Origin of the sequence: Aeromonas sp. s12, assembly GCF_040907925.1 — a bacterium.
GTDB lineage: Bacteria > Pseudomonadota > Gammaproteobacteria > Enterobacterales > Aeromonadaceae > Aeromonas > Aeromonas veronii.
Genome location: NZ_JBFOCT010000035.1, coordinates 134,951 through 154,799, shown reverse-complemented (window position 1 = coordinate 154,799; position 19,849 = coordinate 134,951). Strand labels below are relative to the sequence as shown.

Sequence of the window (19,849 nt, the reverse complement as noted above, 5' to 3'; positions counted from 1 at the left end):
TTTGTTGGCACTTTGGTCGGAACGAACCCGCCTTCAGGCCGTGGTGGTACTGGTACCGAAGTAGTCGGCCAGGAAGTCATCGAACGACAGGCTATCGCTGCGCTCGCGTTCACGCTGCTTGGCCAGCGAATCCTTCGCCTCACCGGCAAAGTAGGCCTCATCCCAGTACTGCAGCTCCCCTGCCAGCAGCTCCTCGCGATAGCGGGTCGCCAGCTTGTCACCGTAGCAGCCGTTGTCCTTGCCGCTCTCCAGCAGCTCCTTGAGCATGCGGGCGGAGTAGGTGAGCTCGGGGTTGAGCAGCTTCTCGCGGTGCATCGCCAGCGTCTCGCGGTAGCGGTTGCGGCCACAGCAGCGATCCAGCAGATCGGCCACCTGAGCCAGCTCGTCAAACAGTTTGAGGCCGTACTCTTTGAGGCCAATGGCATTGCCCTGCTCATCTTCAAGCGTCAGGCCGGGACGACGTCCTTCCAGCACCACCTTGTTCTGGTTGCGGCGGTTGCGGGCAATCTCCTCGTCACTCAGCACCGGAGAGGGGCGCAGCAGGCACCAGACCAGGAACAGATCGAAGAAGCGGATCTGGTCGGCATCGATGCCGAGCGGGGTGAAGGGGTTGACGTCCACGGTGCGCAGCTCGATGTATTCGATGCCGCGCTGATCCAGCGCATCCGAGGGCTTCTCGCCGCTGCGCGGGGTGCGCTTGGGGCGGATCGGGGCGTAGAGCTCATTCTCCAGCTGCAACACGTTGTCGTTGAGCTGACGATACTCCCCATCCACCTTGACCCCGATTTTGGCAAAGTCAGGATTGTGGGTGTTGATGGCGCGGCGCAGGCTGCTGACATAGGCCGGCAGATTGTCGTGACTGATCTTGAGCCCAGCCTGGGCGCTGTTGGTATAGCCGAGATCGGAGAGACGCAGCGCGGTGGCGTAAGGCAGATAAAGGGTACCCTTGCCGGTCTTCTCGAACGGCAGGTTGCTCTTGCGCCCTTTGAGGAAGGATTCGCAGATGGCCGGGGAGGCGCCAAACAGATAGGGCACCAGCCAGCCGAAGCGGTAGACGTTGCGAATAAGCCCCATGTATTTATCGGAGATAAAGCGCTGGCTGCAGCACCCTTCGCACACCAGATCCTGCCACTCGCTCCAGAAGCTGTCGGGCATGGAGAAGTTGAAGTGCACCCCGGCGATCACCTGCATCAGGCTGCCGTAGCGGTTCTTCAAACCCTGACGGTAGAGGGTCTTCATCCGGCCGATGTTGGAGCTGCCGTACTGGGCCAGCCGGATGCTCTCTTCCCCGCCGACGAAGCAGGGCATGGAGAGCGGCCAAATCCGCTCGTCACCCAGATGCTGAATCACATGGTGATGGATGTCGCCGAGCTGCTCCATCAGGCTGTCGATGGAGTCAGTGGCCGGGGTGATGAACTCCAGCAGGCTCTCCGAGTAGTCGGTGGTGATATTGGGATGGGTCAGGGCCGAGCCCAGCACCCGGGGATGGTCACTCTGGGCGAGTCGGCCATCCGGCGTGATGCGCAGGCATTCACGTTCGATCCCGCGCCGGATCCCCTTGAGCGCGGTGAGGCGCTCCGGTGATCCCAACGCATTCAGCAACTCGGTGAGCGACAAGCTTGTTGTAGTCATATTCACGGCTCATGTGAGGCCGCCCCATCCGGGGCGGCTCTTGATTTTTATAAAGCGTCAGTTACGGCAACTGCAGCGGATAGATGGGAAGATGAAGCTCCTTCAGGGGTTTTTCAAGCTTTTGCTTGTCTCCCACCACCACGATCACCATGTCGGCCGGATTGAGCCAACGGGCCGCACTGGCCTTCAGCGCCTCGGGCGACACCGTTTTGATCAGGTTGTTCTGGGCCTGCACATAGTCCGGTTTCAGGTCATACATCACCATCTGCAGCAGGAAGCCCGCCTTCTGGCCCAAGGTCTCGTAAGAGAGGGCATCCTGCTGGGAGACCGCGCTGCGCATATAGGCCAGCTCCACCGGGGTCGGGCCGCTCTTGCGGTAGTTGTCCATCTCCTTGAGGAACTGGCGGATGGCATCCACAGTCGCATCGGCCCGCACATTGGCGCCGGTGGCGAAGGTGCCCACCTCGCGGTTGGCGGAGAAACCCGAGCTGGCGCCGTAGGTGTAACCCTTGTCTTCCCGCAGGTTGAGGTTGATGCGGCTGTTGAAGTTGCCACCCAGATTGAAGTTCATCAGCCCGGCGGTGAAGTAATCCCCCGTGGTATCGAACGGCATGGCGCGACGACCGATGCGGATCACCGACTGGGGCGCCCCCGGTTTGTCGACCAGATAGATGCCAGGCTTGGCCTGCTCACCATTGAGCTTGAGATCCCCCAGAGTCGGCGTGGCCCCCTTCCACTCGGTCAGGAAGCCAAGTTGCTCCTCGATCTGCTTCTGGCCCACATCACCGACCACCACCACTTTGGCGTTAGTGGGGTTGTAGTAGGCCTGATAGAAGTGCTTCACGTCCGCCAGGGTCAGCTTGGCCACATCGGCCGCTACCCCGTCGGTAGGTTGCCCGAGGCGGTTCTGCTTGCCGTAGACCAGCTCGCGGAACGCCTGCCCGGCCAGCCACTCGGGCTGTTGCTGGGCCTGTTGCATCCCTTGCAGCAGCTGCGCCTTGACCCGCTCGAAGTCCGCCTCCCGCATGCCAGGGCGCTCCAGCACCTCGCGCACCAGCGCCAGGGTCTGGGGCAACTTATCCGCCAGCGAGCTGACGGTGATGAGGTTGTTGTACTGGGCGCTGGAGACATCAATGCTTGAACCCAGCTTTTGCAGCTCATCGCTCAGCTGAGCCTCGGTCAGGCGCACCGTGCCCTGCCCCATCATGGCGGCGGTCAGATTGGCCAGTCCAAGCTGCCCCTTATCTTCGGCACGAATGCCGCCCGGCAGGGCGATCATGATGGAGACCGCGGGGATCTCGTCACTCTTGGTACCGATGATCTCGATGTTCTTGTCGAGCTTGCCGTGCCAGATGGCGGGCACCTTGACGCTCACCGCCTCACTCGCCTTGGGCTGCACGCTGCGATCGAAATTGTCTTTTACCGGTCGTTCGGCCAGCGCTTCGTCATGCTTGCTGTAATCCGGCAGCTCGCGCTTGGCGGGGGTAAAGTTCGGGGTGGCAACCTGCCACTCGGTCTTGCCCTTGGGCACCACGCTCAGCACCACCGCAGGCTTGCCGGCGATGAACTTGTCGTAGGCGGCCTTCACCTGCTCAGGTGTCACCTTGCCGATGGCATCCAGCGTCTTGAACACATAGTTGGGATCCTGGGCAAACACCTGACCCATGGCGAGCTGGCTCACCTTGCCGGAGACGCTGTCCAGACCCCAGATGGCGGAGGCACGGTACTTGGCGATCGCCTTCTCCAGATCTTCCGGCTTGAGGCCGCGCTGGGCAAACTCGCCGATCACCTTGTCCACCTCCCCCTTGAGGGTCTTGAGGCTGCCATCCTGCGACGGATTGGGATAGGCGTAGACGGTGAGGGTACAGGCCAGCTCTTCGCAGTAGTGGGACGCCTCCACATCGATCGCCTTGCCGGTTTTCACCAGCGACTGGTAGAGCATGGAGCTGGCGGAACCGCCGAGTACGTCGGCAAACATGTCGAGCGCAGGCTCCTGCGGGTCACCAAGGGATACGGTGGGGTAGCTGATATAGAGCAGCGGCAGGTGCACCTTGTCCTGCAGCGTCACGTAACGGGTCTCGGGCAGAGTCACCGGCTTTGGCGTCGGCTCGGCCACGTCCGGGCCGCGCGGGATGGAGCCGAAGTACTTCTCGATCCACTCGAGAGCCTGCTTGCTGTCAAAGTCGCCGCCCAGAGTCAGGGTGGCGTTGTTGGGGCCATACCAACGCAGGAAGAACTGCTTGAGGTCGTTCACATCGACCCGGTCGAGATCTTCCACGTAACCGATAGGCTGCCAGGAGTAGGGGTGAGTACGCGGATAGAGCGCCTCCCCCACCTTCTCGCTCACCAGCCCGTACGGCTGGTTATCGACCCGCTGGGCCCGCTCGTTCTTGACAGTGGCGCGCTGGATCTCGAACTTCTTCTGGCTCACCGCATCGAGTAGGAAGCCCATCCGATCCGCCTCCAGCCAGAGCACTTTTTCCAGCTGGTTGGCAGGCACGGTCTCGTAGTAGTTGGTGCGGTCCTTGTTGGTGGTGCCGTTCATGTCGCCACCGGCCTCGTTGATGATCCGCATATGCTCCTGATCACCGACGTGTTTCGAGCCCTGGAACATCATGTGCTCGAAGAAATGGGCGAAACCGGACTTGCCGACCGTCTCGCGGGATGAACCGACGTGATAGGTCACATCGAGGTGCACCAGCGGATCGGAGCGGTCGGGGGCCAGGATCACGGTCAGGCCGTTGTCCAGCTTGTACATCTGGTAGGGGATGGCGAGCTTGCCCTCCTCCTTGCCCTGTTCGGCGATCAGGGTCGGTGCCGCCAGCACCGGCAGGGTGAAGCCCAGCAGAATCGTTAAAGGTATGACTTTGTTCACGGTAACCTCGTGAGTGACAAAAACAGGCTAGAAAATGTGACTGGCCAGCAGAAAAACCAGGGCATAACGGAACAATTTGCCGAGCCCGATCAGAATGAGAGAGCGCCAGAAGGAGAGGCGCAGCCAACCGGCCAACAGACAGAGACCATCACCGACCACCGGCGTCCAGGCAAGCAGCAGACACCAGTGACCATGTTGTTTGAGCCAGCCTAAGGCTTTTTGTTCCCCACGGCCTTGAAAATCTTCCGGTTTTTTCTTGAAGGTGGCGAGCCAGCCGAGCCACCAGGTGGTCATGGAGCCGAGGGTATTGCCCAGCGTCGCCCACAGCAGCAGGCTCGCCATGCTCCACTCCCCCTTGGCCGCCATGGCCCCCAGCAGCACTTCGGAGCTACCGGGCAGCAGGGTGGCAGAGGTGAATGCACTTAAAAAGAGCCACCCCAGCCCCATCTCCATCATCTCGCTCATCCGGGATAACCGTCGGCCGCAGGCATCCGCAGCAGCAGCTTGCCGCGCACATGGCCCCCTTCGATGGCCTGATGGGCCAGCGCCCCCTCGGCCAGGGGGAATTCACCGGCTAGGGTGACCTTTACCTCCCCCTGACGCAGCAGCATCAACATCTGACCCAGCTGCTTCTGGTCAGGGTGAACCAGCATGCCGACCACCTCGATACCCGCCGCTGCACCAGCATCCTTGATCTGCTGGGCGGTAATAGTGGGCACAGTCACCAGGCGGCCATCCGACTTGACACAGGCGAGCGCCGCCTTGCCGCTTTCGTCGCCCACCAGATCCAGCACCAGATCGACCTGACCGGCCTCTGCCACCACCCGTGCCGACCAGTTCGCATCATGGTAATCCACCATCCAGCGCGCCCCCAGAGCATGCAGGAAGCCATGGTTGTCCGGGCTGGCAGTAGCCACCACCTCGGCGCCATAGGCGCTGGCAAACTGCACCGCAAGATGGCCGACACCACCGGCACCGGCGAGGATCAATACCCGCTGACCGCTTTGGAGGCCGCCGTGCTCAAGCAGCCCCTGCCAGGCGGTGAGACCGGCCAGCGGCAGCGCCGCCCCCTGCTGCAGGCTCACCCCGTCGAGTTTGACCAGCTCGCTCTCGCTTGCCACCACAGACTCCCCGTAGCCACCGGCGGTAAGAGGAAAACCGACCATGCCGCACACCCGATCCCCCTCGACCAGCGAGGTTACGCCGGGGCCCACTTTCTCTACCACGCCGGAGATGTCATAACCCGGTGTCCAGGGCAGCTTGTCCTTGTTCTGGGCCGCCGCCCAGCCAAGACCGGCACGGGTTTTGGCATCGATGGGGTTCACCCCCGCAAAGCAGATGCGCACCCGCACTTCGCCATCGGCAGGCACCTTATCGAGGGAAGGGTTGAGCTTGAGTACCGAGGGGTCACCGAATGCGGTAATCTGTAGTTGCGTCATTGCACAATCCATCCTGTTGATTGATCAAGGGTCAACAGAATAACAGCGAGGGCACCATGGCTCGAATGTTTCTTATTCCTCTGTTGCTGGCACTGGGGTGGTGGGCATTTCTGCTCTACTTCCGCATCCCGCTCAAACAGGGGGCCAAGGGGTTTTACTGGATCATCGGCATCGGTGGCGGACTGGCCGCCTTCCTCAGCCTGATGATGGTGCTGACTCACTGAGTGCAACAGCCACTCGATAACGAAAAAGGCCACCGAGTTTCGGTGGCCTTCTCACTATCCGGGTTGCTGCTCCAGCGCCGGATTGAGGTAGTAGTGTCGATTGCTCCCCTGCCCCAGCACCCCTTGCGACAGCAGATGGTGGAACACCCGATCCACCTCCTCCAGCGAGAGTGACAGCGCCTGTGCCACCGAGCGCTTGCTGCACTTGAGCTCACCGCTCACCAGCGCACCGCGCACCTGCGCCAGCACTTCGGGGGCGGGCTCGGGGGGCATGATGGGCTCGGGCTGCGCCGCCATCGCCAACGCCTCCTGCGCCTCTCTGCGAGCTTGCTCCTGCTGCCAGCGCCACATCCGGCGAAAGCGGTTCTCCTCGCCGATCAGGCTGACGAAGAAGGCGCCGAACACGTCGAGCAGCACCGAGAGGAAGCAGACCAGCAGGAACTGCACCTGACTGATGCTCATCCCCACCCCGTCCGCCAGACTGCTCATCAGCCCCAACATGGAGGATTGTTCGTTGACCGGCTTGGCATCGCGCTGCTGACGCAGCTCATCCTGCTGCAAACGCAGCTTGGTGTTGGCGTGCTGCAACGAGGAGACGCCGCTAGAGATACGCTCCAGCTCGATGTATTTGCGGGCCGCCTCCTCGTTGAGCTGGATCTGCCGCTCGATGCTGGCGATCTGCTCGTCGAAACGGGCCAGCTCCCGCTCGTGGCGCGCCTGCTGGCTCAGCACCGTGTTGGTGGCGCTGTTGATGCCACCGATACTGCCGCCGATGGAGATGGCCGCCAGCACGCTGTAAAACAGCAGCGACCAGAAGGCACCACTCAGATCCCGCCGCGCCTTGCGCTCGCCGTACTCGTACCAGACGTAAAACTTGCCCAATTCGAAGATGATGGCCAAGCCGCCGAACAGCCACTTCATCAGCGGGTTGTCATCGATGGAGAGGAACAGCAGCAGGGAAAAGATAATGGAAGCCAGAATGGCCAACCCGGTGAAACTGTATACCGTCGTCAGAGCAAACCACCCCTTGGGGTAGCGCAATGTAGATGAGTCCTGTGTGGTCATGATGAAGGGGTGTGCTGTGCAGGAAAAGTTGGCTGCCGATTATAGTCGCCAGACTCGCCCAGAGAAGGGCAAATGACTGAATTCCTTCAGATTGGCAACCAGCTGCCCAGAGTGCGACCAAAACGGACAAATCGGCAGCAGAAAAGCGATACAATCCCTCCCTGACTTGATCATGTAGTGAGATGGGGAACAGTTCCGCCCGGGTTCAGCTCCGGTCTGTACACTCATCCACCGTTGCAATTATCCGAGGCCATCATGAACAGTAAGACCACTTTGCTACTCTCCCTTCTTCTGGTTACCGGCAGCGCCGCAGCGACACAGCAATATCAAGAGAGCAGTGGCTCCGAATTCTCCGTCGATGAGCTTAAATTCAACCTGGACTGGGATGACAAGCAGTTCGGCTGGACCCAGAACGACTGCCTCGACTTGGGGGTCGGCGAAACCGCCCCGGCCGACTGCAGGGCGGTCAAATTCAATCTGGAAGATGAAGAGAACCGCAACCAGCCACCGCAAACCAACCAGATCCCTGCCAACTCGCAGAGTGGCCAATAACGACAGGAGTACCCTTGCGATGACCCAAGCCAAACACAACCCTGTTATCCAGCGTGGCGCCCTGTGGCTCTCCCTGCTGATGGCGCATGGCATCGCGGTTGCGGCGCCGCCAAGCAAAAATAGCGATGGCATCAAGATCTCCGGTGATGACATCAAGATCAATCTCGATTGGGATGACAAAGAGTACGACTGGTGGCAGGACAACTGCCTGGATCTTGGCATTGGCGACAGCAGGATCAAACTCAACTGCGACAAGATGGATGGCAAGTACCGGGATCACTACAACCGCAGCATCCACAGCGGCAATAACCCCGGGCAAGGTCACGACAAACGGAAAGATAAAAACAAGGGCAATGGCAAGAAGAACTGAACGCCCTCTCCTGATGCAACAGGGGCCTGGCGCCCCTGTGCTGATTGTTTACCAATAATTCTCCGCACTGATATTGCCCGGCGCCCGCCGCAGATTCTTGGCCAACCCCAGCGCCAGCAAGGTCTGCTGGGTCTCTTTCACCATCTCCGGATTGCCGCAGATCAGCACCTGACTCAGCTCGGGTGAGAACTCCAACCCCACTTGATCCTGCAACTGACCATTGGCAATCGCCGCCGGGATCCGCCCTGCCATTGCATCGGGCCAGGGCTCGCGGCTGACAAAGGGGACATAGCGAAAGCGCGCGCCATATTGCTCGGCAAAGCTGGCCATCAAATCCTGATAGCTCAGCTCCTCGCCTTTACGTACCCCATGCACCAGCACCAAATTCTCGAAACGGTTGAAGGCTTCCCCATCGGCCAGCATGGAGAGGAAGGGGCCGATGGCAGTGCCGGTCGAGAGCAACCAGAGATCGCGCCCGGCGGGCACCTCATCCAGCGTCAGAAAGCCGGTGGCCTGGGATTGCACCAGCAGGGTATCGCCTGCTTGCAGCGAGCCGAGGGACGGAGTCAGCTCACCGCTCGGGATCTCGACCAGATAGAACTCGTGGTATGGCGAAGAGGGGGGATTGACGAAGGAGTAGGCGCGCTGAATGCGGCGATCGCCCTGCTCGAGGGCCAGCTTGGTGAATTGGCCTGCCTTGTAGGGAGCCAGCTCGGCCGCTACCCGCAGGGAGAAAAGGGTGGGTGTCCATTCGATGCGTTCGATGACGCGACCTTCTACCCAAGCCATAGGGATCTCCTCCAGTGGAACAGACCTTCACTCTACCCCCGGGCCGGAAAATAAAAAACCCGCGCAAAAGCGCGGGTTTTCTCTGCAAAAGCGAATCGCTATTACAGGGCAACAACCTGGATCTGTACGGTTGCTTTAACGTCAGCGTGCAGCTGAACAGCAACTTCGTAGTCACCGGTGTTACGCAGAACGTTGCCCATGCGGACTTCGCTCTTGGCAACGGCTACGCCGGCAGCAGTGATGGCTTCAGCCACGTCACGAGTACCGATGGAACCGAACAGCTTGCCTTCGTCGCCAGACTTGGAAGCGATAACCACGGTAGCCAGTTCGGCCAGCTTGGCAGCACGCTCTTCAGCAGCAGCTTTGTTGGCAGCCAGTTTGGCTTCCAGCTCAGCGCGACGAGCACCGAAAGCTTCGATGTTGGCCTTGGTGGCCATAACAGCTTTGCCTTGCGGGATCAGGTAGTTACGGGCATAACCAGATTTCACGGAAACTTGGTCACCCAGACCGCCCAGTTTGGCGATTTTGTCGAGCAGGATAACTTGCATTACCTTTCCTCTATAAATTTCGTTGAGTTAGGCTTAAGTGCCGGGCCGATTCTTACTTGTTGTGCAGATCGGTGTACGGCAGCAGAGCCAGGTAACGAGCACGCTTGATGGCGCGTGCCAGCTGACGCTGATACTTGGCGCGGGTACCGGTGATACGGCTCGGTACGATCTTGCCAGATTCAGTGATGTAGTTTTTCAGAGTAACGATATCTTTGTAGTCGATCTCGGTAACGTTCTCGGCGGTGAAGCGGCAGAACTTACGACGACGGAAATAACGTGCCATGGCCTTTATCCTCTAGTCAGTGATCCAGAATTACTCTTCGGAAGCAGCTTCAGTAGCTTCTTCGCGGCGCTCGTCGTCACGACGGGTGAAGCGCTCTTCTTTGGCCTTGGCCATCGGAGAAACTTCAGTCACGGCGTGCTTGGTGCGCATGATCATGTTGCGGATAACGGCATCGTTGAAGCGGAAGTTGGTTTCCAGCTCATCGATAACGGCTTGCTCTGCTTCTACGTTCATCAGAACGTAGTGAGCTTTGTGCAGTTTGTCGATCGGGTAAGCCAGCTGACGACGGCCCCAATCTTCCAGGCGATGAATGGTACCACCGGAGGTGGTGATGGCGCCGGTGTAACGCTCGATCATGCCGGGAACTTGCTCGCTCTGGTCCGGATGAACCATGAAGACGATTTCGTAATGACGCATTTTAGCTCCTTACGGATTAATTCAGCCTCCGCCCAGGTGCAGCCAGACCTCGGAGGCAAGGAACATAAAGGTGTTTAGTCGCTGCTTTTCTAGGGCGGCGTATTGTACGAAATCACATCCCTCACTGCAACTGACCGCCTTAAATGTTTTTCCCGATGGAAATCATCAGAAACAACAATTGATAACAATTATCATTTAGATCTATTCTCTCTCCATATCCTTATGGAGGGTGATGCCATGCAACCCGCACTAACGACTACGATTCCAGCCCGCAAATTCAAACTGACCCTGCTCGGGCCTGCCTTTATCGCCGCCATCGGCTATATCGACCCGGGCAACTTCGCCACCAATATTCAGGCGGGCTCTACCTTTGGCTACCAACTGCTCTGGGTAGTGGTATGGGCCAACCTGATGGCCATGCTGGTGCAAACCCTCTCGGCCAAACTCGGTATCGTCACCGGCAAGAATCTGGCGGAGCACATCCGCGACCGACTGCCAAAACCGGCGGTCTGGGCCTACTGGGTGCAGGCAGAGATCATCGCCATGGCCACCGATCTCGCCGAATTTATCGGCGCCGCAGTCGGCTTCAAGCTGCTGCTTGGCGTGACCTTGCTTGAAGGAGCCTGTATCACCGCCGTAGTGACCTGGGGGATCCTGATGTTGCAATCCCGTGGCCAGAAACCGCTGGAGTTCGTGGTCGGTGGCCTGTTGCTGTTTGTCGCGGCGGCCTACATCGTCGAGCTGATCTTCTCCCGCCCTCATCTACCCAGCCTGCTGGAGGGCGCCCTCTTCCCCGGTCTGCCCAACAGCGATGCCGTCTATCTGGCCGCCGGTGTGCTCGGTGCCACCGTGATGCCCCACGTTATCTATCTGCACTCGGCACTGACCCAGCACACGCAGGATCAGGGCTCGGTCAGCCAGCGGCTGCACACCACCCGGGTCGATGTGGCGATTGCCATGACCATCGCCGGTTTCGTCAATCTGGCGATGATGGCGATGGCGGCCGCCGCGTTCCACAGCTCGGGCCACCAGCAGGTAGCGGAGCTGGAATCCGCCTACCAGACCCTCACTCCGCTGCTGGGTCAGGCTGCCGCCACCCTGTTTGGCCTCTCGCTGGTCGCCTCCGGCATCAGCTCTACCGTGGTGGGCACCCTGGCCGGGCAAGTGGTGATGCAGGGCTTTGTCCGCTTTACCATCCCGCTCTGGCTGCGACGCGCCATCACCATGGCTCCCGCCTTCGTGGTAATCGCCATGGGGCTCAACACCACCGAAATTCTGGTGTTGAGTCAGGTGATCCTGAGCTTTGGCATCGCGCTGGCCCTGATCCCGCTGTTGATGCTGACCGGCGATCGGGCACTGATGGGGCAACATCGTAACCATCCGGTCACACAAGCCATCGGCCGCCTTATCGTTGCGCTGGTGATCGGGCTCAACGCCTATCTGCTGGTCGCCATGATCTAGCGAACCGTCAAACCGAGAAGAGGGGCTCATTAACTCTGGTTAATGAGCCTCTTCGCACTTTGTCGTATGCTGCCGCTTTCTTTTCTCATTTATCGTTGCGGGAGCCTTGCCATGGAACATACCCGAGCCAGCTTCGTACTGGGCCATCATCAGGAGCAGGCCAGCGTGGTCTGCTGCCAGCGCGGTGACACCACGCTGCTGGTCACCGACCTCACCCCCTTTCATCCCCAGAGCCACCTCTGGCCCGATCAGCCGGGGGATGTGGGACATGCTCGCTGGGAAGGGGGCGAAGCCGCCATTGGCCCCTGCCGGATGGGGGCTATCAGCCCGGATGGCGAGCTGTTTGTCGATACTGCGATTCCGGTCAAGCGGAGCGCAGAGGGGTGGCGTTTCGTGGTGGTCCATCCATTGACCGGTGACCACGCACTGGCCGTTGGCAGCCAGGTCGAATTGCAAGTAGATAGCGCTGCCCGCCACGCCCTGAGTCTGGGCCATAGCGGCTGCCATCTGGCCGCGATGGCCCTCAACCGGGTACTCATCCCCTACTGGCGCAAGGAGGTAAGCGAGCGCGATGCACTGGGCCAGCCCGACTTCGATCGTCTTGCTATTCAAAGCTCGCGGGTCGAGCCTTGCGGATCACGGGAGCAGTACCGCATCGGCAAGAGCCTGCGCAAGAAGGGGGTCAACAGCGAGGCGCTGCTAGCAGATCTGGCGTTGATTGAAGAGAAGGTCAACCAGCAACTGGCCGACTGGATCGCAGCCGGAGGCGAGATCCGCCGTAGCCGCGCTGGCGAGGCGATCATCGATTCCCGTTACTGGCACTGCATCCTGGAAGGCAAAGAGGTGACCATTCCCTGTGGTGGCACCCATGTTGCCTCGCTCGCCGAGTTGGGGGAGGTCAAGGTAGAGCTCACCCAAGTGGAAGAGGGCTTTGCCATGCTGACCCGGATCACGCCAACCGGCGCCTGAGTCGCAGACTTGACCACTCAGGGCTAACGCCCAAATTGGCAATAGAGAAGTATCGCAAATGAGGGGGCATCATCATGCCCCTCAACGCCAATCATGACGGACCGATGCTTCTCTTTTAAACACTCCCTGATTAGAATGCGCCTCCCACAGGAGACACATCACCCATGAGTAGTACCCAACTACGCACCACCCCGGATCGACTTCGTTATCTGGTTCTCTACGAAGGCATCGGGCTGGCACTGGTCGCACCGCTGATCAGTCAGCTGTTCGGTCAGGGCGTCGCCGAGGTCGGTTCGCTGGCCATCTTCTTCTCCATCGTCGCCACTGCCTGGACCTACGGCTGGAATCTGTTGTTCGACAAGGGGTTGCTCAAACTGTGCGGGCGCACCAACAAGCGACCACTGGACCGCTTCCTGCACGCATTTGGCTATGAGGCGAGCTTTATGATGCTCTCCCTCCCTTGCGTCATCTTCTGGCTCGATTTGGGAGTGTGGGACGCCCTGATGCTGGATCTTGGTTTCGTCGCCTTCTACCTCGTCTACATCATGGTCTTTACCTGGGCCTATGAGCGGATCTGGCCGCTGCCATCCAACCCGCAGACGGCATAAGGCCTCAGCCGCAACGAGGCCGACAGAAGGAAAAGTCAGGAAGGACTAACTAGGAAGGATGGGAGAATCCCATAAAAACAATGCCAGTCAGCAAGCTGACTGGCATTGGACAAAACAGACTTTCGGACTTACTTGACGGCGTCTTTCAGAGCCTTGCCAGCCACGAATGAAGGCACGTTGGCAGCAGCAATCTGGATCTCTTTACCAGTTTGCGGGTTACGACCGGTGCGGCCTGCGCGGTGGGTGACCTTGAAGGTGCCAAAACCGACCAGTTGCACAGCATCGCCTTCTTTCAAGCTCTGGGTAATACCATTGATGATCTCTTCCAGAGCCACTTTGGCCTGAGCTTTGCTCAGATCTGCTTTGGCGGCAATCGCATCGACAAGTTGAGCTTTGTTCATAACATTTCCTTTATGATCGGGCATTTAGCGCTGGGTCACTCTATGCAAAAAAAAACGCACAGGCAAAGCCTTTATCGAGCCGAACGCGTCAAACGCTGGGGTTTTCATCAAGATCTGCGGAAATAGTCACATTCCACACGCGAAAAACCGTGAGCAGGCCTGAAACCTGCTAGCACGCAGACACAATCCGCTGACTATTTCTTCGCCACTTAACATTATCCCCCCATGGCTATTGACGCTTGCCCAGATTTTCCCTAGTTATAGGTTGTGTCACTGCTCAAACGGCTCGGAATACCGAACAATCGGCCAGCCTTTGCCCCACGGAGGGATAGGGATTATGTTGACGAAACTGGAACAGACCAAGCAGGCGCTGGCAGGCAAGCATAAGGCTATCGACGACTGGCTGGATGCAAGGCAAGCGTTGCTGGTCGGATACATGCAGCTGGCAGGCCTCACTCCGGCGCGGACCAAGCAACGCAGCCTGCCCAAAACAGAAGAGCTGCATCAGTTTTGCGACCGCTTGGTCGACTATGTCAGTGCAGGCCATTTCGAAATCTACCACCACGTCGTCACCGCCTTCGAGCAAGCCAGCGGCGAAACACTGGAGCTGGCCAAGCGCATCTACCCCCATATTCGTAACAGCACTGAATTCGCCCTCGAGTTCAACGACAAATACAGTGATGCCGACGAGGCCCAATTGCTGCTACTGGATGATGATCTCAACGAGTTGGGTCCGGTTCTGGAAGAGCGGTTCAAACAGGAGGACCGCCTGGTCAAGGCGCTTCATGTGGTGGAATCCTTAAGTACCCAGCAAGCCTGAATGCCATTTTCGGAGCAAGTTCAAGATACTGGCAACCAAGGTGGATTACACTCAGAGCAATGACCCTAGCGTCCACACTTATTGCATACAGGAGATGAGCATGTCTGAGCGCCGCCGTTTTGCACGGATCCTCTACTTGACCATGGCAGAACTCACCCAGGGGGAACAGAAGTGGCAGACCCAGCTTGTCGATGTCTCCTTGCAAGGGGCACTGCTGATCCGCCCCGACGACTGGGAGAGCCGTGACAACAAGGAGTACCAGCTCAGCTTTATCCTGAGCGGTAGCGATATCGAGATAAAAATGCAGGTCGAGCTGACCCACGAAGCCAGCAAGAAGCTGGGTTTCTACTGCCACCACATCGATATCGACAGCGCCACCCATCTCAAGCGGATGATCGAGCTCAACGTCGGCGACGAAGAGCTGCTCCACCGCGAGCTGGAACAACTGCTGAGCGAACATCTGGAACACAGCCAGCCCTGATGGCAGGTTCCTGCCCATAAAAAAGAGCGCCGAGGCGCTCTTTTTCCGTTGTGCTGTTGTCTCGATTGCAATGCTGAGGGATTACAGCGCCTCGAGTGCCTCAGACAGCTTCTTGACCGGTACCACTTCCATCCCTTCGATGGGGTGCTTGGGGGCATTGGCGTGCGGCACGATGGCACGACGAAAACCGTGCTTGGCCGCCTCCTGCAAACGCTCCTGGCCGGACGGCACCGGGCGAATTTCACCGGAAAGGCCCACTTCGCCGAACACCACCAGATCCTTGGGCAGCGCTTGGTCCCGGAAGCTAGAGACCATCGCCAGCAGCAGCGCCAGATCCGCACTGGTCTCCTCGACCTTGACCCCGCCAACCACGTTGATGAAGACATCCTGATCCGCCATCTGCAACCCGCCGTGACGGTGCAGCACCGCCAGCAACATGGCGAGCCGGTTGTGATCCATCCCCACCGCTACCCGGCGCGGGTTGGAAAGCTGGGAGTAGTCCACCAGCGCCTGCAACTCCACCAGCAGCGGCCGGGTGCCCTCCCAGATCACCATGACGATGGAACCGGGCGCCTGCTCCTGCCCCCGGCTGAGGAAGATGGCGGAGGGGTTGCTCACCTCGCGCATCCCCTGCTCGGTCATGGCAAAAACCCCCAGCTCGTTGACCGCACCAAAGCGGTTCTTGTGGGAGCGCAGGGTACGAAAACGGGAGTCATGGCCACCATCGAGCAGCACAGAGCAGTCGATGCAGTGCTCCAGCACCTTGGGGCCCGCCAGACTGCCATCCTTGGTCACATGACCCACCATGAAGATGGCCACATGATTCTGCTTGGCGTAGCGGGTCAGCAACGCAGCCGCTTCGCGGACCTGAGAGACTGAACCGGGGGACGATTGCACATCCGCCACATGCATCACCTGAATGGAGTCAATCACCATGATCTGCGGCTGCTCCTGCTGGGCAATCAGGCAGATCTGCTCGACGCTGGTCTCGGAGAGCATCCGCAGCTTGTCGGTGGGAAGCCCAAGGCGGTTGGCCCGCATCGCGACTTGCTGGAGCGACTCCTCGCCGGTGACATAGAGGGTTTTCATCCGCTCAGCGAGACCACACATGGTCTGCAGCAGCAGGGTCGACTTGCCCGCCCCCGGGTTGCCGCCGATCAAAATGGCCGAGCCGGGTACCACACCGCCACCAAGCACCCGATCCAGCTCCTTGAAACCTGAGGTAAAACGGGGAATTTCGGTGGTGGCGATCTCTGCCAGTGTCTGTACCTGACTGCCGACCGCGCCGGCATAACCGGTGTAACGGGCACTCTTGCCTGCGGGGCTCACCGAACCGAGGCGCACCTCGGTAATGGTATTCCACTCCTTGCACTCGCTGCATTGACCTTGCCAGCGTGTGAAGTCGGCACCACATTCGGAACAAACATAAGCAGTTTTATTTTTGGCCATTGATAACTCGGGGACAGGATGAATTCCTGCTTGATATACTTGTTTGCGACCGACAGATCAAACCCAGAATCGGAAAAGTGACTTTCCGTGGCAGGAACAAATGGATTCAGAACACCAGCAACATCTGATTGAACAACTCGTCCCCTTGCTGCGGGAGAAAGATTTCGAGGAGATCTTCAACCGCATGACTCAGGAGGAAAACAGCAACAGCCGTTTTCTGATCAAGATGGAGCTCAAGCGCAAGTGCTCCCCCTGCCGCAGGGTCATCGACATGCGCGATGAGCTGGAGGATGAGTGCCTGGTGCATGAGTTCGACGGCATCACTCACTTCATGCCCGCCGATGCGATTGCCCTGTTCCAGTCCCAGTGCTATCTCTACCGCGATATCTATACCCTCGGTGTCTACGAGGCGCTGCAACAGTGGCAAAAACAGCACCACAACGCCCGCGTGGATGGTCAGCTGTCTCCACCGGCCAGCCCCTTCCGGCAATATGATGTCAACACCATTGCCTTTGCCAGCTACTACGGCCGCCGTCAGGAGCGGATGCACTTCAGCTCGCCGGTGCTGATCAAGTTTCAGGATGGTGAGAAGCTGTTCGCCAAGAGTTCCGATCTCTCGCTGGGTGGCATGCGGGTCTCGGTTCCCTATCTGCCGAACTATCACACCGGCGCCCAGGTGGAGGTCTTCTTTACCGGACTGGAGCGGGACACCCCTAATCCGGTGCTGCACCAGCCTGTCGGCTATCAGATCCTTGGCGAAGAGAGCAAAGAGGGGAAATACTGGCTGCGGCTGGTGCGCTCCGGCGAACAGCCCGCCTTTGATGCCTTCCTCAGCGACTTTATCGACGCCAACAAGATCCGCTATCGGGTCAGTGTCGACTATCTGCTCTCCGCCGCCATCATCAAGGGGTATGAGCAGTTCTACCTGCCGCGGATGACCGGCATGCCGCTCTTCTTCGGCACCGGCGACAGCCCCAATCTCGAGATTGCCCTGCGTACCGAGAACAACCAGCACCTGCTGGAGTATTGGCGCGATGAAAAAAACCGCGATGCCCTCGCGGGGCTTTTCAGCGCAGAGCGGATGAAACGGCTCTGCCCGGCCCCCGGCACCACCACCGAGACCATCATCTACTGCTTTACCCACACGGTGCGCAGCCACATCTACTTCTTCTCCGCCACCGCCGAGGAGCTGCGCCAGAGTGGCCTCACCGCCCTCTTCTTCCAGGTAGGCTCCCGCCGCCCCAGCTGGCGAGTCTACAAGTTCACGCTGGAGGCGTGCGATCTGGTCGAAGCGGATGTGGGGCAACTGCAAGGGCAGGACAACCCGCAGTTGCAAGATATCCTGCTGCTCGAGCGGCTCAAGCAGATCGGCTACTGCGGCCTGCTGCAGGAGATCGGCCTGGAATCCCAGCGGGAAGAGTTCCATCAGGAAGGGGTCAGCAACAACGCCAACGAGCTGCAACGCTTTGGTCACGAGCAGGGGGTTGCCCCGTTCGAGATCGAGACCCTGCACTATGTTCAGCTGCGCAAGGAGTCGCGCTACATCCACAAGACGGCGGTCGCCATCCATCACAACGGCAAATCCTGGATCGGCTGGACCCGCGACATCTCGACTCACGGCCTGCAAATCGAGCTGGAAGATGCCTTTATCGGCGAGAAAAACGATGTGGTGACCATCGCCCTGCCCCGCCTGCAGGAGCTCTCCAAGAGCATGGACCTGCAGCGCCTCTCCTACCGGCTGGTCAGCCTCAACATGACCCGCACCGTGCTGCACCTCTGCATCGAAGGGGATTCGGATCGCCATACCGGCCGCCAGTTCTTCAGCCTGCTGATCGAGAGCAACCAGAACAAGCTCAAGGCGGCGCAGGAGCAGCGCCGCTATCGCGGGCTGGCGCGGGCCCTTCGCAACATCTATACCCACCACCTGTTCAACTCACCGGTCTACGTCAACAAGCTGAAAGGCGCGCCCAAACCGGCCTCCATCGGCAAATCCCTGCAACCGCGCAGTCTGCAGCGGCTGCTGCAAGCCTGTGCCGAGCTACCGGAGCAGGAGAACCTCTACCCGCTGTTTCAGGGGGAGTTGCTCAAGGAGCTGCTGATGAACCCGCTGCGTGCCATCGAGCGGGAGGACAAACCGAGAGAAGACGAGGTCTATATCGCCAGCATCCAGACCAAGGCCGGCCTACCCATCTTCAGCAGCCGACTAGCCAGCAGCTTTGCCAATGTCAAAGAGAAGCGTCAGTTCATCGAGCTGGCGCAGCAACAGGGGGAGTTCTACTCGGTGCTGGTCGGCATCTCCCGTACCGGACGGCCCGACACCAACTTCATCGCCAACGAGCTGGACTACATCGCCAAGTTCGCCATCCACAAGGCGCGCAAGCTGGAAGAGGAGCTCTGGAGCGTGGTGGGGGTAGGAGAACTGACCGATACCACCCAGGCAACCCTGTTCCGCTTTGGCATCACGCCGCCGCTGAACTGATGATCCAGAAATAGACAGAAATGAAACAGGGCGCTCGAGGCGCCCTGTTTTTTTGTCATGCCGCCTGCGGGTTGAGCAGCCAGTCGAGGATCTGGGGAAAGTGATCCTCCTGCGCCTGCGGGGCAGTCAGCATATTGATGTGGTCATAATCGAGGCGGTTGCCGTTGTCCCGCCCCAATCGGGTGTGACGCGTGGCCGAACCCATCTCGTCGCTGAAACGGCGCACATCGGTCGGGTGACCCAGCACCTTGTCCGCTTTGGCCGAGATCATCCAGAGCGGTGGCCAGCTGACCCTTGCCGCCGCCTCGTCATAGGCAAAACCGTCGTGAGGATCCTGCCAGGGGCCGCACTTGACCCAGGGGATGGTCTCCTGCAGATAGCGCAGCGGCTCGTCGTCAGCACCGATCTTCAGAGTGCGAGCCGCCAGAAAACCACGGCGGCGGGCCAGCCAAGGGGCCAACCGATTCCAGATCAGATCCACCTTCAGCCAGCGCTCGGGATTGTGCACCGACACGCCGCGTTTGGTACCGAAGAAGAGCAGGCTGGCCACCTGCTCCGCCAGTTCGGGAAAGCGCACCAGAGTCGAGGCCATGATGACGCCGCCCCAGGAGTGAGCCACCCAGTGCACCTTGAAGCCTTGGTGACGCTCGGCAATCCAGCGGTGCAGGGCGGGCAGATCCTCGGTAATCAGCTCATGCTGGCCGTGCTCTGCCTGCTCGGCGATGGCAGGAGTACTGAGCCCCCGCCCCCGCAAATCAGCCACATAAACCTGATAGCCGTGGCGGGCCAGAAAGCAGGCCAGCCCCTTGCCCGATTCGGTATAGAAAATCCGGCCGTTCTCGATGGCGCCGTGCACCATCAGGATCGGCTCGCCATGCACGGCGACCCGGGGTTTGATGTGGCGAACATGCAATTGATGGCCACCACAGGGGATAAACTGAGACTGCTGCAACAATTCCATTTTTATTGGTTTCCTCCTTGAAACAC

At 59.5% G+C, this 19,849-nt stretch carries 21 protein-coding genes; 9 read left to right on the top strand and 12 right to left on the bottom strand.

Translation table 11 applies throughout. The features are described from left to right. Nucleotides 1-33: 33 nt before the first annotated feature. From gshA to AB5Y67_RS18070, 4 genes are all read right to left on the bottom strand, one after another. Nucleotides 34-1,632, bottom strand: coding sequence for a glutamate--cysteine ligase (gene gshA, locus AB5Y67_RS18085; protein ID WP_325794004.1), 1,599 nt, complete (start codon nt 1,630-1,632; stop codon nt 34-36). A 61-nt stretch (nt 1,633-1,693) separates the two neighbouring features. Next, nucleotides 1,694-4,507 carry a pitrilysin family protein gene (locus tag AB5Y67_RS18080; RefSeq protein ID WP_325794003.1) on the bottom strand — a complete coding sequence of 938 codons (2,814 nt, stop codon included), beginning with the start codon at nt 4,505-4,507 and terminating at the stop codon, nt 1,694-1,696. Nucleotides 4,508-4,534: 27 nt separating this feature from the next. Beyond that, entirely contained in the window at nt 4,535-4,972 is a 438-nt protein-coding gene (locus AB5Y67_RS18075) for a YqaA family protein (RefSeq protein WP_005348990.1), read from the bottom strand. After that, nucleotides 4,969-5,946 carry an NADP-dependent oxidoreductase gene (locus tag AB5Y67_RS18070; RefSeq protein ID WP_199427868.1) on the bottom strand — a complete coding sequence of 326 codons (978 nt, stop codon included), beginning with the start codon at nt 5,944-5,946 and terminating at the stop codon, nt 4,969-4,971. Before AB5Y67_RS18070 ends, AB5Y67_RS18075 begins: the two co-directional genes overlap by 4 nt. 56 nt (nt 5,947-6,002) lie before the next feature. Here AB5Y67_RS18070 and AB5Y67_RS18065 point away from each other — a divergent pair, with 56 nt between their 5' ends. After that, nucleotides 6,003-6,170, top strand: a complete 168-nt coding sequence (locus AB5Y67_RS18065) for a hypothetical protein (protein ID WP_005308905.1) — start codon at nt 6,003-6,005, stop codon at nt 6,168-6,170. A 54-nt stretch (nt 6,171-6,224) separates the two neighbouring features. On the opposite strand, the gene AB5Y67_RS18060 is transcribed toward AB5Y67_RS18065, so the two are convergent. Further along, on the bottom strand, nt 6,225-7,235 hold the full coding sequence (locus AB5Y67_RS18060) for a hypothetical protein (RefSeq protein ID WP_047437177.1): 1,011 nt from the start codon (nt 7,233-7,235) through the stop codon (nt 6,225-6,227). Between the two features lie 255 nt (nt 7,236-7,490). On the opposite strand from AB5Y67_RS18060, the gene AB5Y67_RS18055 reads away from it, so the two are divergent. Beyond that, on the top strand, nt 7,491-7,787 hold the full coding sequence (locus AB5Y67_RS18055) for a hypothetical protein (RefSeq protein ID WP_021229026.1): 297 nt from the start codon (nt 7,491-7,493) through the stop codon (nt 7,785-7,787). A gap of 19 nt (nt 7,788-7,806) precedes the next feature. Beyond that, nucleotides 7,807-8,157: a hypothetical protein gene (locus AB5Y67_RS18050; RefSeq protein WP_199427869.1), complete on the top strand. Its 351-nt coding sequence runs from the start codon at nt 7,807-7,809 to the stop codon at nt 8,155-8,157. Nucleotides 8,158-8,205: 48 nt separating this feature from the next. On the opposite strand, the gene AB5Y67_RS18045 is transcribed toward AB5Y67_RS18050, so the two are convergent. From AB5Y67_RS18045 to rpsF, 4 genes are all read right to left on the bottom strand, one after another. Further along, nucleotides 8,206-8,946: a ferredoxin--NADP reductase gene (locus AB5Y67_RS18045; protein WP_199427870.1), complete on the bottom strand. Its 741-nt coding sequence runs from the start codon at nt 8,944-8,946 to the stop codon at nt 8,206-8,208. Nucleotides 8,947-9,047: 101 nt separating this feature from the next. Next, nucleotides 9,048-9,494, bottom strand: coding sequence for a 50S ribosomal protein L9 (rplI, locus tag AB5Y67_RS18040; RefSeq protein ID WP_005340490.1), 447 nt, complete (start codon nt 9,492-9,494; stop codon nt 9,048-9,050). A 52-nt stretch (nt 9,495-9,546) separates the two neighbouring features. Continuing rightward, complete coding sequence (rpsR, locus tag AB5Y67_RS18035; protein ID WP_005308890.1) at nt 9,547-9,777, bottom strand: 30S ribosomal protein S18; 231 nt, start codon at nt 9,775-9,777, stop codon at nt 9,547-9,549. A gap of 30 nt (nt 9,778-9,807) precedes the next feature. After that, complete coding sequence (gene rpsF / locus AB5Y67_RS18030) at nt 9,808-10,194, bottom strand: 30S ribosomal protein S6 (protein ID WP_005308887.1); 387 nt, start codon at nt 10,192-10,194, stop codon at nt 9,808-9,810. A 237-nt stretch (nt 10,195-10,431) separates the two neighbouring features. Here rpsF and AB5Y67_RS18025 point away from each other — a divergent pair, with 237 nt between their 5' ends. The 3 genes from AB5Y67_RS18025 (at nt 10,432) to AB5Y67_RS18015 (ending at nt 13,232) form a co-directional block, all read left to right on the top strand. After that, nucleotides 10,432-11,655, top strand: a complete 1,224-nt coding sequence (locus tag AB5Y67_RS18025) for an Nramp family divalent metal transporter (protein WP_005358049.1) — start codon at nt 10,432-10,434, stop codon at nt 11,653-11,655. Between the two features lie 111 nt (nt 11,656-11,766). Next, the gene (locus tag AB5Y67_RS18020) at nt 11,767-12,624 is read left to right on the top strand and encodes a hypothetical protein (RefSeq protein ID WP_199427871.1); all 858 of its coding nucleotides are present in this window, start codon (nt 11,767-11,769) and stop codon (nt 12,622-12,624) included. 164 nt (nt 12,625-12,788) lie between these two features. Further along, nucleotides 12,789-13,232: a PACE efflux transporter gene (locus tag AB5Y67_RS18015; RefSeq protein ID WP_139494914.1), complete on the top strand. Its 444-nt coding sequence runs from the start codon at nt 12,789-12,791 to the stop codon at nt 13,230-13,232. A gap of 128 nt (nt 13,233-13,360) precedes the next feature. On the opposite strand, the gene hupA is transcribed toward AB5Y67_RS18015, so the two are convergent. After that, on the bottom strand, nt 13,361-13,633 hold the full coding sequence (hupA, locus tag AB5Y67_RS18010) for a nucleoid-associated protein HU-alpha (RefSeq protein WP_005340484.1): 273 nt from the start codon (nt 13,631-13,633) through the stop codon (nt 13,361-13,363). A gap of 337 nt (nt 13,634-13,970) precedes the next feature. Between hupA and AB5Y67_RS18005 the strand changes: the two genes are divergently transcribed. Next, nucleotides 13,971-14,453: an Rsd/AlgQ family anti-sigma factor gene (locus AB5Y67_RS18005; protein ID WP_005348975.1), complete on the top strand. Its 483-nt coding sequence runs from the start codon at nt 13,971-13,973 to the stop codon at nt 14,451-14,453. Between the two features lie 100 nt (nt 14,454-14,553). Continuing rightward, nucleotides 14,554-14,934, top strand: coding sequence for a PilZ domain-containing protein (locus AB5Y67_RS18000; RefSeq protein WP_005340482.1), 381 nt, complete (start codon nt 14,554-14,556; stop codon nt 14,932-14,934). An 81-nt stretch (nt 14,935-15,015) separates the two neighbouring features. Here the strand turns inward: AB5Y67_RS18000 and radA are convergent, their stop codons facing one another. Beyond that, nucleotides 15,016-16,383 carry a DNA repair protein RadA gene (gene radA, locus AB5Y67_RS17995; RefSeq protein WP_005340481.1) on the bottom strand — a complete coding sequence of 456 codons (1,368 nt, stop codon included), beginning with the start codon at nt 16,381-16,383 and terminating at the stop codon, nt 15,016-15,018. Nucleotides 16,384-16,483: 100 nt separating this feature from the next. Between radA and AB5Y67_RS17990 the strand changes: the two genes are divergently transcribed. Then, entirely contained in the window at nt 16,484-18,862 is a 2,379-nt protein-coding gene (locus tag AB5Y67_RS17990) for a PilZ domain-containing protein (RefSeq protein WP_019445559.1), read from the top strand. 55 nt (nt 18,863-18,917) lie between these two features. Here the strand turns inward: AB5Y67_RS17990 and AB5Y67_RS17985 are convergent, their stop codons facing one another. Further along, nucleotides 18,918-19,823, bottom strand: coding sequence for an alpha/beta fold hydrolase (locus AB5Y67_RS17985; RefSeq protein ID WP_199427872.1), 906 nt, complete (start codon nt 19,821-19,823; stop codon nt 18,918-18,920). Nucleotides 19,824-19,849 lie beyond the last annotated feature (26 nt).